The 14,871-nt window shown below is 37.7% G+C and carries 13 protein-coding genes and 2 riboswitches; of the genes, 8 read left to right on the top strand and 5 right to left on the bottom strand.

Features of this window, described 5'->3' with window-relative positions; all coding sequences use genetic code 11:
* Positions 1 to 5: 5 nt before the first annotated feature.
* From cobK to AN161_RS13910, 4 genes are read right to left on the bottom strand one after another with little or no spacing between them, the layout of a single operon-like run.
* Positions 6 to 767 carry a precorrin-6A reductase gene (gene cobK / locus AN161_RS13925; RefSeq protein ID WP_053594967.1) on the bottom strand — a complete coding sequence of 254 codons (762 nt, stop codon included), beginning with the start codon at positions 765 to 767 and terminating at the stop codon, positions 6 to 8.
* Positions 764 to 1,645 (bottom strand): sirohydrochlorin chelatase, encoded by an 882-nt coding sequence (locus AN161_RS13920; RefSeq protein ID WP_053594966.1) that lies wholly within the window; start codon positions 1,643 to 1,645, stop codon positions 764 to 766. The genes cobK and AN161_RS13920 overlap by 4 nt, the downstream gene beginning before the upstream one ends.
* 14 nt (positions 1,646 to 1,659) lie before the next feature.
* A complete protein-coding gene (cobJ, locus tag AN161_RS13915) occupies positions 1,660 to 3,330 on the bottom strand; it encodes a precorrin-3B C(17)-methyltransferase (RefSeq protein WP_053594965.1) in 1,671 nt (556 codons plus the stop codon).
* Positions 3,331 to 3,334: 4 nt separating this feature from the next.
* Positions 3,335 to 3,706, bottom strand: coding sequence for a (2Fe-2S) ferredoxin domain-containing protein (locus AN161_RS13910; RefSeq protein WP_053594964.1), 372 nt, complete (start codon positions 3,704 to 3,706; stop codon positions 3,335 to 3,337).
* Between the two features lie 137 nt (positions 3,707 to 3,843).
* Positions 3,844 to 4,032, bottom strand: a riboswitch (cobalamin riboswitch).
* Between the two features lie 217 nt (positions 4,033 to 4,249).
* A riboswitch (cobalamin riboswitch) is annotated at positions 4,250 to 4,435 on the top strand.
* Between the two features lie 143 nt (positions 4,436 to 4,578).
* Here AN161_RS13910 and AN161_RS13905 point away from each other — a divergent pair.
* The 5 genes from AN161_RS13905 (at position 4,579) to AN161_RS13885 (ending at position 11,028) form a co-directional block, all read left to right on the top strand.
* Positions 4,579 to 5,325, top strand: a complete 747-nt coding sequence (locus tag AN161_RS13905; protein ID WP_053594963.1) for an energy-coupling factor ABC transporter permease — start codon at positions 4,579 to 4,581, stop codon at positions 5,323 to 5,325.
* 1 nt (position 5,326) lies between these two features.
* A complete protein-coding gene (locus AN161_RS13900; RefSeq protein WP_053594962.1) occupies positions 5,327 to 5,599 on the top strand; it encodes an energy-coupling factor ABC transporter substrate-binding protein in 273 nt (90 codons plus the stop codon).
* Positions 5,600 to 5,604: 5 nt separating this feature from the next.
* Positions 5,605 to 6,375 (top strand): cobalt ECF transporter T component CbiQ, encoded by a 771-nt coding sequence (gene cbiQ / locus AN161_RS13895; RefSeq protein ID WP_053594961.1) that lies wholly within the window; start codon positions 5,605 to 5,607, stop codon positions 6,373 to 6,375.
* Positions 6,375 to 7,211, top strand: coding sequence for an ATP-binding cassette domain-containing protein (locus AN161_RS13890; RefSeq protein WP_053594960.1), 837 nt, complete (start codon positions 6,375 to 6,377; stop codon positions 7,209 to 7,211). The genes cbiQ and AN161_RS13890 overlap by 1 nt, the downstream gene beginning before the upstream one ends.
* A gap of 319 nt (positions 7,212 to 7,530) precedes the next feature.
* Positions 7,531 to 11,028, top strand: coding sequence for a S8 family peptidase (locus AN161_RS13885; protein WP_053594959.1), 3,498 nt, complete (start codon positions 7,531 to 7,533; stop codon positions 11,026 to 11,028).
* A 477-nt stretch (positions 11,029 to 11,505) separates the two neighbouring features.
* Here AN161_RS13885 and AN161_RS13880 read toward each other — a convergent pair whose 3' ends face one another.
* Positions 11,506 to 11,946: a GNAT family N-acetyltransferase gene (locus tag AN161_RS13880; RefSeq protein WP_053594958.1), complete on the bottom strand. Its 441-nt coding sequence runs from the start codon at positions 11,944 to 11,946 to the stop codon at positions 11,506 to 11,508.
* Positions 11,947 to 12,343: 397 nt separating this feature from the next.
* On the opposite strand from AN161_RS13880, the gene AN161_RS13875 reads away from it, so the two are divergent.
* Genes AN161_RS13875 through AN161_RS13865 form a run of 3 tightly spaced genes read left to right on the top strand, consistent with a single transcriptional unit; the run spans position 12,344 to position 14,862 of the window.
* Complete coding sequence (locus AN161_RS13875; RefSeq protein WP_053594957.1) at positions 12,344 to 12,943, top strand: glycosyltransferase family A protein; 600 nt, start codon at positions 12,344 to 12,346, stop codon at positions 12,941 to 12,943.
* Between the two features lie 39 nt (positions 12,944 to 12,982).
* Positions 12,983 to 14,011 carry a polysaccharide biosynthesis protein gene (locus tag AN161_RS13870; RefSeq protein ID WP_053594956.1) on the top strand — a complete coding sequence of 343 codons (1,029 nt, stop codon included), beginning with the start codon at positions 12,983 to 12,985 and terminating at the stop codon, positions 14,009 to 14,011.
* Positions 14,008 to 14,862 (top strand): SDR family oxidoreductase, encoded by an 855-nt coding sequence (locus tag AN161_RS13865; protein WP_053594955.1) that lies wholly within the window; start codon positions 14,008 to 14,010, stop codon positions 14,860 to 14,862. The genes AN161_RS13870 and AN161_RS13865 overlap by 4 nt, the downstream gene beginning before the upstream one ends.
* Positions 14,863 to 14,871: the final 9 nt, after the last annotated feature.

The raw sequence follows: 14,871 nt of genomic DNA, 5'->3' as shown, positions 1-14,871 counted from the left end.
GCCTCCTAAAGTGTGTTTTGTACAGCTTGTAGTACATCTTCAAATGTAGAATATTGCTGTCCGTATTTTATATTTGGTCTTGCGATTAAAATTGTTTCAATGCCACATACAAGAGCAGCCTCTAGCTTTTCATCCACCGAGCCAACCTTGCCGCTTTCTTTCGTAATCATCAATGTCACACCATATTGACGAAAGAGGGCTTCGTTTAATTCCTTTGAAAAAGGGCCTTGTATGGCAACAATATCTCTTTGTGCCACACCAAGTGCTTCGCATTTTTCCATATTATCGAGTCGAGGAAGCATACGCGCAATTACTCGTGTATGTTCTAAACCATGTAACACCTTTGTAAATGTTGCTAGCGTTTTACTGCCCGTCGTTAGCATAATGACGCCGCGTTTTTCCGCTGCTAAATGGGCAGCCTCCTCATAATCTTTCACAATCGTAATTAGTGGGTGTGCATAATGCTCATGGGCACGTTCATAGCGAATATACGGAACATTTGCTTGCTCAGCAGCAGCCATAGCATTTTTTGAAGCTTCTTCAGCAAATGGATGAGAGGCATCTACAACTAAACGATACCCTCGCTCTGTGATAATCGTCGCCATTTCCTCAGCCGTTAATCGACCAATTAAATGAGGGAGGCCTACTTCTGCAAGGCTTGAAGCGGCTGATTCAGTAACGACCGTAGCTGTCACAGCGTAACCTGCTGACTGTAATTCAAGTGCTAGATTCCTTGCATCACTCGTCCCTGCTAACATGAAAATCATTTCACTGGCTCCTCTTCATGGTGGTGATCATGTCCATGATCGTGGTCATGATGGTGATGATGATGCGCATGTCCATGCACCGCCGCATAAGCACGATAATTTTCTAAATCTTGCATACCTGTTGATGTACCATTCACAGCTTGCTCAATTCGCTCTAATAACACATTTTGCAAACGCTCATGATAGCCAAAATAGTTGGCAATTTGAATATCACAGTCAGCATATTTTTCGTTAAATTGCTTACACATGCCGTTCATACGTTCCATTAGGATACCTGTGAATAAGAAATACGGTAGCATAATGATTTTTTTAGCACCCAGCTTCACACAGCGCTCAATTCCTTCTTCAACACGAGGATCTGTGACACCCATAAAGGCGCTTTCTACATACTGAACCGGGAGTTTTTCCCATAATAAACGTGTAATTTTATAAAAATCACCATTTGCAGCTGGGTCACTACCGCCTCGTGCAATTAATAAAATGGCAGTATCCTTATGTTCTTCCTCAGCATTAAAGCCAATTTCTGCTAAACGGTCTTCTAAAATAGCAAATATTTCGTCATGGATACCGATTGTTTGGCCATATGTGAACGTAATATTTGGATAATGCTCACGCGCATGTTCGATTTCTGCTGGAATATGAAGTTTTGAATGTCCAGCATGAAGAAGAATAATCGGAATAACATGTACCTCTGTAGCACCCTTCTTCACACAGTTCGTAATACCTTCTTCAATATTTGGAGATGCAAACTCTAAGAAACATGTTTCCACTAAAAAGCTTTCATCAATACGAGGTGTCATTTGCTCGATAAACGTGCGTACCTCATCATTTCCTGCTGCTAAACGGCTCCCATGGCCGACAAATAAAATTGCTTTCATCTCATTACTCCTCACTAGTCGCCGCACGGAGCTGGCTCTACTTTTATTTTTGAAGACATATCCTGATACGTAAAATGTAGGATCTTTTTCACACGCTTAAAGTATTTAAACAAACGTTCATTTGGATGTGCATTTGCTTTATACTCTTCGATAATGTCTGTGATAAGCGGTATAAGCTGTTCAGGCTCTAGGCCCTCAACAACAGGCTGGGCAGCATGTGCAGTACGGCCAACCGGCTTAGCACCAATAAAAACATCAAATTTACTTTTGCGATAAACAATACCAATATCATCAAATACGGCTCGATAACATGCCATACCACAGCCATTAAAGCCAATATTTAATGTTTTCGGTAACGACATACCTCCAAGCTTTTCTTGAATCTCTTCCGCATAAGGAATCGAATCGGCCTTTTCTCCGTAACAGAAGTCACAAGCCTTTAACGATAGCACGTCACCAATTGGTGTTAGTAAAAAGCCCACTTCACGAAGCTTTGCAGTAATTTCTTCAGGCTCAGCCGTTGGAATTTTCAAATGAATTTGATGGTCTGGTGTATACTCCATCGTTCCTTCCTCACCAACGACCTCCGCTAACGTCATCATTTGTTGAGGCGTAAAGAACTTATTGGCTACCCCTGGACTAACAGCTAATTCAAAAATGGATTGGATTTTTTGTTGAACAAGCTTAGGTGTTACCTTCATAGCACTTGTTCCATTCACCATTGTTAGAGCTGCTGTCGCCATTTCAAGTGATGATTTTTTAGGCTTCGGTTCTGGTGTTATGGCTAAACTGGGCTTAATTCGATTGGCATTGGGATCTGTCGCAAAATCATTACGTGCCTTCCCTGTTTCTTGATTCATTGCCCAAGGTTCATTTTCATCTCTAAGTCGTTGATGTGGTCGTAACGGTTGTTTTTCTTCACCAAGTGTATATTTGCGCTGATAACCACGCGGCGTAATCATTTTATTGTCATAGAAGAACGTTGATGAATTCCCGATAATAACCGTTGTTAACATGCCGATATCATGTTCCAGCATTTCTGCTAAAGTCGTCATCGTAATTTCCTGGCGATCACGGTAAGCACTCTTCACAAGTCCTACCGGCGTATCTGGCGAACGATATTCTAATAAAATTCGTTGTGCCTCTACGATCTGTCTCGTACGACGGCCACTCTTTGGGTTATAAAGAGCGATAACAAAATCCGCCATTGCTGCCGCTTCTACTCGCTTTGCAATTAAATTCCAAGGTGTCAAATGGTCACTTAAACTAATGGTACAGGCGTCATGCATTATTGGAGCACCTAGTAAACTTGCACACGAATTAATAGCCGAAATGCCTGGAACAATTTCAACCTCGATACCAGTTGCTTCTGTCCAACCTAGCTCGATTAATACCTCATACACTAATCCTGCCATGCCATAAACGCCTGCATCTCCGCTCGAAATAACCGATACGATACTTCCAGCCTCTGCTTGACGTACTGCTTCCTGTGCACGTGAAACTTCCTCTGTCATACCAGTACTAATAATCGACTTTGCGCTAACTAAATCCTGAATAAGTTCAACATAAGTTTTATAACCAATGATCATATCACTTTGTTGTAGTGCCTCCACAGCACGAGTCGTAATATGTTTAAAATCTCCAGGGCCAAAGCCAACTACGAAAATCTTACCTTTTTGCGCCATTTTGTTACCCCTCTTTCACCTTTTCAATGCCTTTAATGGCTGTTGTTTGTGCTGTCCGCTGTAACGAACCTTCACGCAATGTAAAGACATGCTCATTATGTAACGATTCATGATTTAAATCTTGCACGAGTGCCCTCGCATGCTCCGTTGTCGGCACACGGTACCAATTCCCTTGAGGATATCCAATGACAACGCAAGCATCCTTACATCTGCCATTACAGCGAGTCCTTGTCGTATGTATCTCCTTATCAAGTGCCAGCAACTGTATTTCATCTCGGATTGCCTGTGTAATTTCCTCTGCATCTTTTTTCATACAGCTACTACCATTGCAAATAAAAAGATGTGTTTTCATCCCCTCTAAATTCCAAGTTGTCATAGTTGTTCTCCCCTCATTTGCTTTTAGGAAAAAGAAAAACCTTTACTCTAGACGGAAGAGTAAAGGTTTTGTAGAAGCTAAATAAAAACGAATATACGGGTACTCGCTCTCGCTTCAACTTCTCCCTCCGAAAAGTTTGCATGCATCATCACATAAGCAGGTTTCCTGACTTAAGCTTCCTTTTACTTTCGCACCTTCCCATTTTTTTTATAAATGGTGGCCTTTGCGATTTCATCAGCTATTACAGTAGCGGGGGCTGTATCGGATTTTCACCGATTTCCCTATTATCTTGAAAATATTCAAGCACTTATGGACGTTTTATATGAATTTATGTAATTGAAAACTGTTTCTATCATAGCTTATTTTTTTAAAATTTCAATATTTCTTTCTTAATTTGTGACATTTATATTAATTTTTTTAGAAAAATGTGACATTAGTTCTCTATTTATCTGAATTTTCGACATTGAGACTCAATTAAACATTTTTTCATAAAAAGTATAGCATATATATGGAAATTCATGTTACACTTTGTCGTGAAATCTCACAACTTCATCTTTTTTCGGTGCGAAGTGTTCGTCATTTCGCTTAAAAGGGAAGCCGGTTCAAATCCGGCGCGGTCCCGCCACTGTACTAGAGAGTTTTATAGATAATGTCACTGTCCAAAGGATGGGAAGGCCTATAAAACGTTGAACTAAAGCCAGGAGACCTGCCGAAAAATATGTGATCGTTTCAACCTACGAGGATAGGTGTGCGGCTTAGCAGATTAGAATTCTATTTGCTTTTTTAGCTATACACTTTTCCGCAATTGGAGAAGTGTTTTTTTTATTTTCGCACGCTACAATCGAAAAATTTAATGTTAGGAGGAGAGATATTTGAAATTCTCAGGTTGGAAGCTTAGTTATTTCTTACTGGCATTTTTATTCGTGCCAAATCGTGCATTTGCGATGCATATCATGGAGGGCTTTTTGCCGATTGAATGGGCGATTTTTTGGTGGGTCGTATCGATTCCATTTATTATTTTAGGATTACGTTCTATTCGTAAAACCATTGATGAAAATCCTGAGACAAAAATGATATTAGGTCTATCGGGTGCCTTTGCCTTTGTGCTATCAGCCTTAAAAATCCCTTCTGTAACGGGAAGTTGCTCACATCCGACAGGAGTTGGACTTGGGACAGTTCTTTTTGGGCCACTAGCCATGAGTGTTATCGGAACAATCGTATTATTATTCCAATCTTTACTTTTAGCACATGGTGGTCTTACAACATTAGGGGCAAATACCTTTTCCATGGCAATTGTTGGTCCTATTATTGTTTACTATGTATTTAAGGGCTCACAAAAAATGGGACTATCCTTTTCAGTAGCTGTCTTTTTAGCAGCAATGCTTGGTGACTTAGGTACATATGTTGTCACTTCTGTACAGCTAGCCCTTGCCTTCCCATCTGAAGTCGGAGGCTTTATGGCGTCATTCACAAAATTTGCTGGCATTTTTGCGTTAACACAAGTTCCTCTTGCTGTTAGTGAAGGAATTTTAACAGTGATCGTTATGAACTTCTTGAAAAAATACAATGTGAGCGAATTAAAAGCATTACGTGTTTTCTCAGCAAAGGAGGCACACTAAAATGAAAAAAAACTTACTGCTCTTAGCAATTGTTGTGTTACTAGCAATCATCCCCCTATTTATCCAAAAGGGCGCAGAATTTGAGGGTGCTGATGGCGAAGCGGAAGCAGCAATTAGTGAAATAAATGCTGACTACGAGCCATGGTTTGAAAGCTTATGGGAGCCACCAAGTGGTGAAATTGAAAGCTTATTATTCGCACTACAAGCTGCTATCGGCGCTGGATTTATCGGCTATTTCATCGGTTTAATGCGCGGCAAACATAAAGAAGGTTAAACGCTATGTTACTCATTGATAAGTATGCTTATATGAATAAGCTAGCGTCTGTTCATCCGCTAGAAAAAATGACGTTATCCCTTGGACTTCTTCTATTGTCGCTTATCATGAGAGATGAACGAATTTCACTCATTACATTTATTGTAATGAGTGCTTTTATCATTTTAAGCGCAAAAATCCCTATTAAATATTATGCAAAACTACTATTGCTACCGGGATTTTTTTTACTGTCAAGTTTAGTATCTATTTTAATTTCGATAACGCCATCAACGAGCACGCTACCTGCACACATTTGGTCATTTTCTCTTAATAGTTGGACAATTTTTGTAGGCAGTGCGAGCCTAGTGACAGCGCAACAGCTTTTTTTCATCGTCCTTGGCAGCATTAGCTGTTTGTATTTTTTAATTCTCACGACATCGGTACAATCTATTTGTCACGTCCTACGACTTTGGCGACTTCCCACTTTGTTTGTAGAACTAGTAGAACTTACGTATCGATTTATTTTTATCTTTTTAGATAGTATGCAAAAAATTCATCTTGCCCAGCAGGCTCGACTAGGTTACAGCTCCCCTATGCAGTGGCTTCGCTCAGTATCAATGCTGATCACAGCTTTATTTGCTGAGATGTTCCAACGAAGTCGTGAATTAAACAATGCGATGGAAGCACGTGGTGGCGAAACTGTCTATTGGCAGGAGGATGTTACCTATAACATGAAAAACTGGCTAGGTATTGCTGCAATTTTTATATTCCTCATCATTTATGGAGGTTTTTTCTGATGACAGACTTATTCTTTGAATTAAAACATTTATCTTACGCTTATGCAGATGGAACTCATGCCTTAACAGATATTACACTACAGATTCCAAAGGGGAAAAAAATCGCTTTACTTGGTCATAACGGGGCTGGGAAATCAACGTTATTTCAGCATTTAAATGGAATTTTGAAGCCAACCACTGGAAGTATAGCCTTTTGTGACAAAGAACTTAATTATAGTAGAAAAGCATTAAAAGTATTACGCCAACAGGTTGGTATTGTTTTTCAGGATGCAGACAACCAGCTTTTTTCGGGTACAGTTAAGCAGGATATTGCATTTGGGCCTCTGAATCTTGGCTGGACAACTGAAAAAATTGAAGAGAAAATTGCATGGGCTGTCGCTCAAACTGAAGTTGAAGCATTGCTCGATAAACCGATACATTTTTTAAGTGTTGGACAGAAAAAACGTGTCGCAATGGCAGGAGTACTAGCAATGGAACCTTCCGTATTACTATTAGATGAACCGACAGCTGGGCTAGATAATTATTATGCTGCACAAGTTTTACAGTATTTAGCTACATTAGAGAACGGTGAACGAACAATTTTACTAGCAACGCATGATATCGCTTTGGCATATGAATGGGCAGATCAAATAATCGTCATGGAAGCTGGGAGAATTATTTATAATGGGGATCCAGTTGAAATGTTCTTTCAAGAGGATTTGCTTGAAAGAGCCCATCTTGAACGTCCATGGGTCTTTGAAATGACGATTGCCTTACAAAACAAAAAACTAATTGAGAAAAACATTATAATGCCTCGATCGAAAGAAGATTTACAAAGACTTATTGAGCAGCTTTAAAACATTTTTAGGAACATAGCCTGTTGGGGATTATTGTTGCGTGCTTTTTCACTCTCCTTGACTGCAATCTCACAAATCGATTAGATAAGGGACACCCGTAGCCTATAAGTCTGTTTTAGCTATGGACACTTATTGGTCAAAGAGGGTATTCGAACTCCCTCCCCTTTTAGTCTGCTAACGCAACTTTTTTACCATGTATTAAATAGAAAAATACGGATTGGTTCTTTTGGAAAAATATATTTTTATTACGAAACTTTTCTATCGTCCATTCGTATTAGTATAGATGTCACAAAATAAGACATTCAAGGAGGAAATATAATTGAAGAAATGGAATAAGAAATCAATCGCTTTAGTAGCATCTGCAGCACTAATGGTTCCTGCTACTTCTGCCTTTGCTGAAGCTCCACAAAAAACAGCAAAGAACCAAGATTTAGTGAAAGTAGCTAGCAATAAGGACCAAACATTTAAAAATCAAAAAGAATGGATTAGCAAGGATACGATTATCGTCAAACATTCCGGTCTTGATAAGAATGTACATAATAAAATTGGCTCAAAAGTGATCCGCTCTATCCCTTCATTAGGTTACGATGTTATCCAACTGAACAAAGGAACAAATTTAGAAAAAGCAGTTTCATATTATGCTACACAAAAAGGGGTTAAAAGTGTATCCCCAAGCTATGTGTATCATTCCTTTGGCACAAAAACAGATCCAAAGAAACAGGATATGTATCATTTAAACCTACTTCAAATTGATAAAGCACTAGAATTAGCGGGCAACAATGATGTAAAAGTAGCCGTTATCGATTCTGGTGTGGATTTTAAACATCCAGATTTAAAATCTCAAGTGCTACCACCATATAATGCTGCAGCACCTGCCAATACTTCTTATCCTGGTGATCATGGAACGCATGTAGCAGGAATTATTGGCGCGGCAAAAGATAATGGCATTGGAGGACACGGGATTAATCCAAAAGCCAAACTTCTTCCGATTGATGTATTCAACGGAAAAGAAGGTTCCAATGATTTCGTCATTGCACAAGGCATCCTTTACGCCATTGAGCAAGGCGCTGATGTTATTAATATGAGCCTTGGCGGCTACGGAACATCTCCACTGTTAGAGGATGCAGTTCAGAAAGCCATTGATAAAGGAATTACCATTGTCGCAGCTGCTGGAAATGAATCGACAGATAACTACTCCTTCCCTGCTTCATACGAAGGTGTTATTAGTGTAGGTTCTACGAATGATCGAAACAAACTATCAAGCTATTCAAATTATGGTCCATCGGTTGACCTAGTAGCTCCAGGTGAAGAAATTTATAGTACAGTTCATGATGAGAAAAAAGGATCATCATTTGTAAAATTTAGTGGAACATCGATGGCATCTCCTGTTGTTGCAGGTGTGGCTTCCCTATTAAAATCAAAATACCCAGATTTAAAGCCTTATGAAATAGAAGCTATTCTCGAACAGACTGCAAAGGATTTAGGTGAGACGGGGTATGATCTTACATATGGACATGGTCTAGTAGATCCTGTGAAAGCATTACAGTATAATATAAAAGATTTACCAAAACAGTATTCAGAAACAAAAGGAGAGCGCTTGAAAAACGCTAAAGTCCTTAAAAAGGATACATTAAATACTGAAAAAGGTGCATTCAACCAACCGGACGAAAAGAAATGGTACAAGGTTAATTTAGATGAAAATGAATATGCTCAGCTGACATTAAACGGTGCAAACAAATATGATTATGCATTTGATTTGTACTTCTACCCTGAAGGTAACAGTAAAGAAGTAGAACCAATTAACGTCAATGATGTTCGCGTTGGCAAGCAAGAAGGATACCTATATAAAGCAGAGCAAAAGGGAACCCTTCTTATTGGAGTTAAAGATCATAATGGTAACTATAGCTCAAAGGGCGATTCTAACTATGTCTTCACAGCTCAAACAACTAATAAATTACCAATTGATTCACTAGATATGGAGCATATGGAGAATATTGAAAAATTCCCATTCAGTACAGCAGGGAAAAACTATACCCTACTTTCTGAAGATCATCTAGGTGACAAAGATTATTTTACATTTTCAGTAAATGAACCAACGACACTGAAATTTGATTTAACTGGGATTCCAGGTGTTACTGCATCCATGGAGCTTTATTTAAAAGAAGACTTAGTTAATGTACCAACAGAGGAATTCGATGCTGAAGGATTAGATGAGGCATATCCAATTCGAACATCTTATGGTACGGATAAAGGCGAAGGAGTAAACTTGGTTGTCGATGCTATGCCAGATCAAGAGTATGTAATAAGCGTATCTAATAAAAACAGTAACAATTTTTTACTTGATATGTTCTTTAGCGGCGGTATTAATACTGAAGAAACTGTTAGTGAATCAATCATTCCTTACACATTAAAAAGTGAAGTCGTAACCCTTCCTCAAGATGAAGACGGCCTTACATTTAATGGGGAAATGCAAGAAAACAACATACAAAAGGATCTTTTACCTTTAGCTGAATATAAAACAAAAAAACGTAATCAAGTAAATGATTTCATGAATATATTCATGAACCCAGATGCAATGGGACAACCAGAAAACGCTGACCAGATTATGGAACAAGCAATTCGTTTTGATATTGGTCAAGATCAAAAAGCATACTTCCAAACTGAAGATGATGAAGATTACTTCACGTTTACAGCTAAAGAAAATGCCGTTTATGGTTTCAAGATTCAAAAAGGTATCAACCAATCACCAGCTGGTAATATATTCGAATACGATGAGAAAACAAATGAATTAATCCCAGTTTCTTCATTAACTAATGATATGGGGTTACTTAGTCTACTTCTTGGATCAACAATTGATGAAAACGAAGCTAAGGCAATTGCATTGAAAAAGGATAAAACCTATGTTGTAAAAGTAATGAATCTTGGTGACCGTTCTGCTGAACCGTATACACTTAAAACAAGTAAAATGGCAGCTATTCCAGAAGAGTATAATAGAAAAAACAATACACCAAAAACTGCTAAAACGATTGGACCTAATATCACTTACAAAGATCATCTCATTTATCAAGATGATACAGATTTTTACTATTTTAGACAACAAGGCAAAGATGAAGTCATGAGCCTTCTTATTTCTTCTGCACCATATACAAAAGAACAGCTAGATCAATTACCTAAAGAACTTCAAAATGATTTGAAGTTTTCAGGCTCCATTATAGAAGATACAAATGGTAATAAGAAAATTGATCCAGAAGAAATGGCAACAGAAATTCCATTTGGACAGAGTGAAGACATCCTTCAACAACTACTAGGCCTTGGAGGAACAACAGATGTAAATACTTCTTTTAAAGCCAAAAAGGATCACGCGTATTTTATTGTTCTTAACGGAAGCAATGTTGGACAAGTATCAATCCAACCGTATACTTTAACTTTGTTTGATCATAAAAATGCAGATGAAGATGCAGATTCCAAATTAGTTAACGGTGTACCCACGAAACCAACTGTACTTACGAAAAAAGATGGTAAATGGGTAGCTACTCAATATCTAAATGCAGGGGTTCCATTTGGCGATAAAGACTATTTTGAATTTAAAAACGACAGCAAACGCGATGTGTTCTTCTCTCTTCAAACAGAAAAAGCACTAGATGGCGTCATCCGTATTATTGATGCAAACGGAAAAACAGTACAAACTTTAGATTTTTACGGAGCTGGAGATGCTGAAGTAGGTACAGTCGAACTCGATAAAGGAACTTACTATATTGAAGTAAGTGAATATTACGGCAAAGCTAGTACTCAACCATATACACTTGAAATAAAATAAGATATAAATCCCTTTGGACCGAAAAAATAAACTTAGTAAAAGGTTAGTATTTTCGGTTGAAGATAGTGTAGCAAGGAACTATTTAAATTTTCAAAAAAGTGAAGGTTTATCCCCTAGATGATTAAAAATCTAGGGGATTATTTTATTAGTGTTTCAGGTGTGTTGATTAACCATTTTTATCCACCCTAATCAACACGCCTGTTAGTGTTTTAAACTAATTCGATACTATTTAAAGTAAAGAGTATTAGGTGTTTTATTTAAACTATTTTTATTTGAAGCTCATCACCATAACATGGAGTTGATTTCCGTTCCGACTGGGCGCTTTAAAAATTTATCAATCAATTATAACCCTATATTTCCCTAATCAATATGCTAGGAAAAATAAAAAAATACTTAATGAAACAGGCTAGATTAGCGCACTATAGATTACACACACTAAAAAGCATCTTCATCCGTAATGGACGAGATGATTTTTTTCTAACCGAAATATTTAACATAATTACTATATTGATCCTGTGTCATTTCTAGCTTTTCATATAGCTTACGCGCATTAACATTGTCAGTTGCTGTTTGGAGCGTCACATAACGAGCATACTGCTGCTCACAATATTGAAATACCTTCTCCATTAATGCCCTGCCCACCCCTAGGCCTCTAGCATCTTCCGTTACATAAATATCATTTAAAATATATGCTCGCTGTAATGCAATGGAAGAAAATGTTGGATACAATTGTGCAATTCCAATAGCTTTGCCATTTTCCACAGCTATAAAAATAACGGATTCCTTTAAGGCGATTCGTAATTGTAAAAATGCCTTGGCACTGCTTACATCTGACTCAATCCCATAAAACTGGCGATATTCATCAAAAAGCACTGTTAGCTCCTCTAGTTCATTCATTGTTGCTTGAAATATTTCCATCTTATTCTCCCCTTGTGTCTACCCATGATCGTCTAAAATTATGAATCTATTTTTCATTATATAGGAAATAATGGAATAAAGAAAAGAATTCCCCCATATTCAAGCAAGAATACACTTTAGCATGGTTTTTCATCCAAATATTCAACAACTTTTTGCAACGTGAAAAGATTAGTATATTTAAGCACCATGAACAACATCTCCTCTAGCAAAATCACCTCATGTTTAAAGTGTCCCTCTCTTTTATAGAACTAACTAATGTAAACAATTGCCTACAGAGCAACTCTTGCAACGCATATTGTAATAAAGAATCCTTTGTATCGACAAAGTAAACAACATCAATGTTCCTGCTTACGCCTATTGGACACTTCTAATAACTATAAAAGAATCGAGGGTTTACATGAATATTAGCTTTTTATCACCTGCCTACAATAGTGAAGAGTGGATATTGACCATGCTGGAAAGTATCCCTAAAGAATATGCCTATGAAATTATCATTTGCGATGACGGCTCAACTGATAATACTTTAGCCATATTAAAGAACTATCAAAAAAAATGTCATGCCTTAAAAATATTAGTTCATCCAAGCAATTTGGGTGCTAGTGAAGCCTATAATCGATGTATTGCAGAAGCTACGGGTGATTATATAGCTATCATCGATAGTGATGATTATTATTTACCCGCCATCCGAAACGTTTTAGCACAAGTAGATGGTCAATTTGACATTTATTATTACAACATGTTAACAAAGGCTGGCTATGCATTTATTAAAGATGAATCCAATCGTTACAGTTTACCTGGTCAGTTTAAAATCATTCGAAGAAGTCTAATAGGTGATGCAAAATTTACGATGAGAAAGGATATTGCTGGGGATTGGGATTTTAATTGTGCCTTAATGAATAAAAACCCAACAAGTAAATACACAAATGAATTGGCATACTGGTATAACTTCCCAAGGGAAAATTCTGAATACGATTTACACCGAAGAGGATTAAAATAACGCCATTATTTCCATGCAGGAGGTGTAATTGACAATACAATGTTTACAGATAAAGTTTTACTGATAACAGGTGGAACTGGCTCTTTTGGCAATGCGGTATTAAAGAAGTTTTTGAATACCGACATTAAGGAAGTTCGCATCTTTTCAAGGGATGAGAAAAAACAGGATGATATGCGTAAGCTCTATCAGAATCCGAAAGTTAAATTTTTTATTGGCGATGTACGTGACATTCAAAGCATTCACAACGCGATGTATGATGTCGATTATGTTTTTCACGCTGCCGCTCTCAAGCAAGTCCCCTCCTGTGAATTTTTCCCACTGGAAGCAGTTAAAACAAACATCCTAGGTACTGATAATGTTTTAACGGCTGCTATTCAAGCAAGTGTTAAAAAAATTATTTGCCTCTCTACTGATAAAGCTGCCTATCCAGTAAATGCGATGGGCATTTCAAAAGCCATGATGGAAAAAACGTTTATTGCAAAGTCAAGAATGGTTCATCCAGATAAAACCTTGATTTGCGGTACACGATATGGGAATGTAATGGCTTCCCGAGGCTCTGTTATTCCTTTATTTATCGAACAAATTAAAGTTGGCAAGCCTTTAACGATTACAGATCCAAAAATGACACGCTTTATGATGAGTCTTGATGAGGCAGTAGAACTAGTTTTATACGCCTTCTCACATGCTGATAACGGGGACATTATGGTGCAAAAATCACCAGCTGCTTCTATTGAGAATTTAGCCAAGGCCCTACTCGAAATTTTTCAAGCTCAAAATAAGATACAAATTATCGGAACACGACATGGTGAAAAGATTTACGAAGTGTTATTAACAAAGGAAGAAGCTGCAAAGGCCATTGATATGGGGAATTTTTATAGAATCCCTGCCGATAATCGAGATTTAAATTATGGAAAATATCTTGATGAGGGCTCTCCTAAAATTACATTAACCGATGAATACAACTCTACTAATACGAAAATACTGTCCGTGGCAGAAATAAAAGAAAAATTATTGAAGCTCCCTTTCATTCAAGAAGAATTACATAATTGGATGGGAGGAAAACCTTGAAATTTTTAGTTCTTGGCGCTACTGGAATGGCTGGTCACACGATTTCAATCTATTTATGCTCTCAAGGGCATGATGTGACAACCTATTCAAGAACAGCCTTTTCATACGGAAAAAATATAACGGGAGATATTACTGATTCAAATTTTTTAAGGTCACTATTACTAGATCACGACTATGATTTTGTGGTCAATTGTATTGGTATATTAAATGATGCCTGTGAAACGGACCGTGAGAAGAGCATATATCTCAATAGTTATTTGCCTCATGCCATTGTATCTTTATTAAAAAACAGGAAAACTAAGCTTATTCATTTGAGTACGGATTGTGTATTTTCAGGAAAAGCCGCTCCCTATCATGAAAAAAGCCTTCGCGACGGGGTAACCTTTTATGACCGTACGAAGGGCTTAGGGGAAATTGAAAGCACTCAACATCTGACGTTTCGCAACTCTATTATCGGCCCTGATATGAAAGAGGATGGCATAGGCCTCTTTCATTGGTTTATGAAGCAGCACGATACTATTGACGGCTATACTGGCGCAATATGGACCGGAGTTACTACCCTAACATTAGCAAAAGCAATTGAACGTGCAACAATCGAAGGGACAACAGGCCTCTATCACCTCGTCAACAATAGTAGTATTTCAAAGTTTGATTTACTGCAATTATTCAATAAGCACTTCAAGGAAAATAAAGTAACTATCCGTCCATATCAGCTCGTAAACATTGATAAAACACAAGTTAACACACGAAAAGATTTTTCATTTACTGTACCTAACTATGAAGAAATGATCATTGAGATGAAAAAATGGATATGGGGGCATAAAGAATTGTATCCTCATTATTTTAAATGAATTTGGAGG

The organism is Lysinibacillus sp. FJAT-14222, from assembly GCF_001278875.1.
Lineage (GTDB): Bacteria > Bacillota > Bacilli > Bacillales_A > Planococcaceae > Lysinibacillus > Lysinibacillus agricola.
The sequence above is the reverse complement of the archived record's forward strand: the minus strand, read 5'-3'. Positions and strand labels throughout refer to the sequence as shown.

Bases quoted from the DNA above. Each gene is read 5' to 3' on its own strand.
- cobK (WP_053594967.1), bottom strand. From the start codon at position 767: ATGATTTTCATGTTAGCAGGGACGAGTGATGCAAGGAATCTAGCACTT.
- AN161_RS13920 (WP_053594966.1), bottom strand. From the start codon at position 1,645: ATGAAAGCAATTTTATTTGTCGGCCATGGGAGCCGTTTAGCAGCAGGA.
- cobJ (WP_053594965.1), bottom strand. From the start codon at position 3,330: ATGGCGCAAAAAGGTAAGATTTTCGTAGTTGGCTTTGGCCCTGGAGAT.
- AN161_RS13910 (WP_053594964.1), bottom strand. From the start codon at position 3,706: ATGACAACTTGGAATTTAGAGGGGATGAAAACACATCTTTTTATTTGC.
- AN161_RS13900 (WP_053594962.1), top strand. From the start codon at position 5,327: ATGAAAAAAAACTTACTGCTCTTAGCAATTGTTGTGTTACTAGCAATC.
- cbiQ (WP_053594961.1), top strand. From the start codon at position 5,605: ATGTTACTCATTGATAAGTATGCTTATATGAATAAGCTAGCGTCTGTT.
- AN161_RS13890 (WP_053594960.1), top strand. From the start codon at position 6,375: ATGACAGACTTATTCTTTGAATTAAAACATTTATCTTACGCTTATGCA.
- AN161_RS13880 (WP_053594958.1), bottom strand. From the start codon at position 11,946: ATGGAAATATTTCAAGCAACAATGAATGAACTAGAGGAGCTAACAGTG.
- AN161_RS13875 (WP_053594957.1), top strand. From the start codon at position 12,344: ATGAATATTAGCTTTTTATCACCTGCCTACAATAGTGAAGAGTGGATA.
- AN161_RS13870 (WP_053594956.1), top strand. From the start codon at position 12,983: ATGTTTACAGATAAAGTTTTACTGATAACAGGTGGAACTGGCTCTTTT.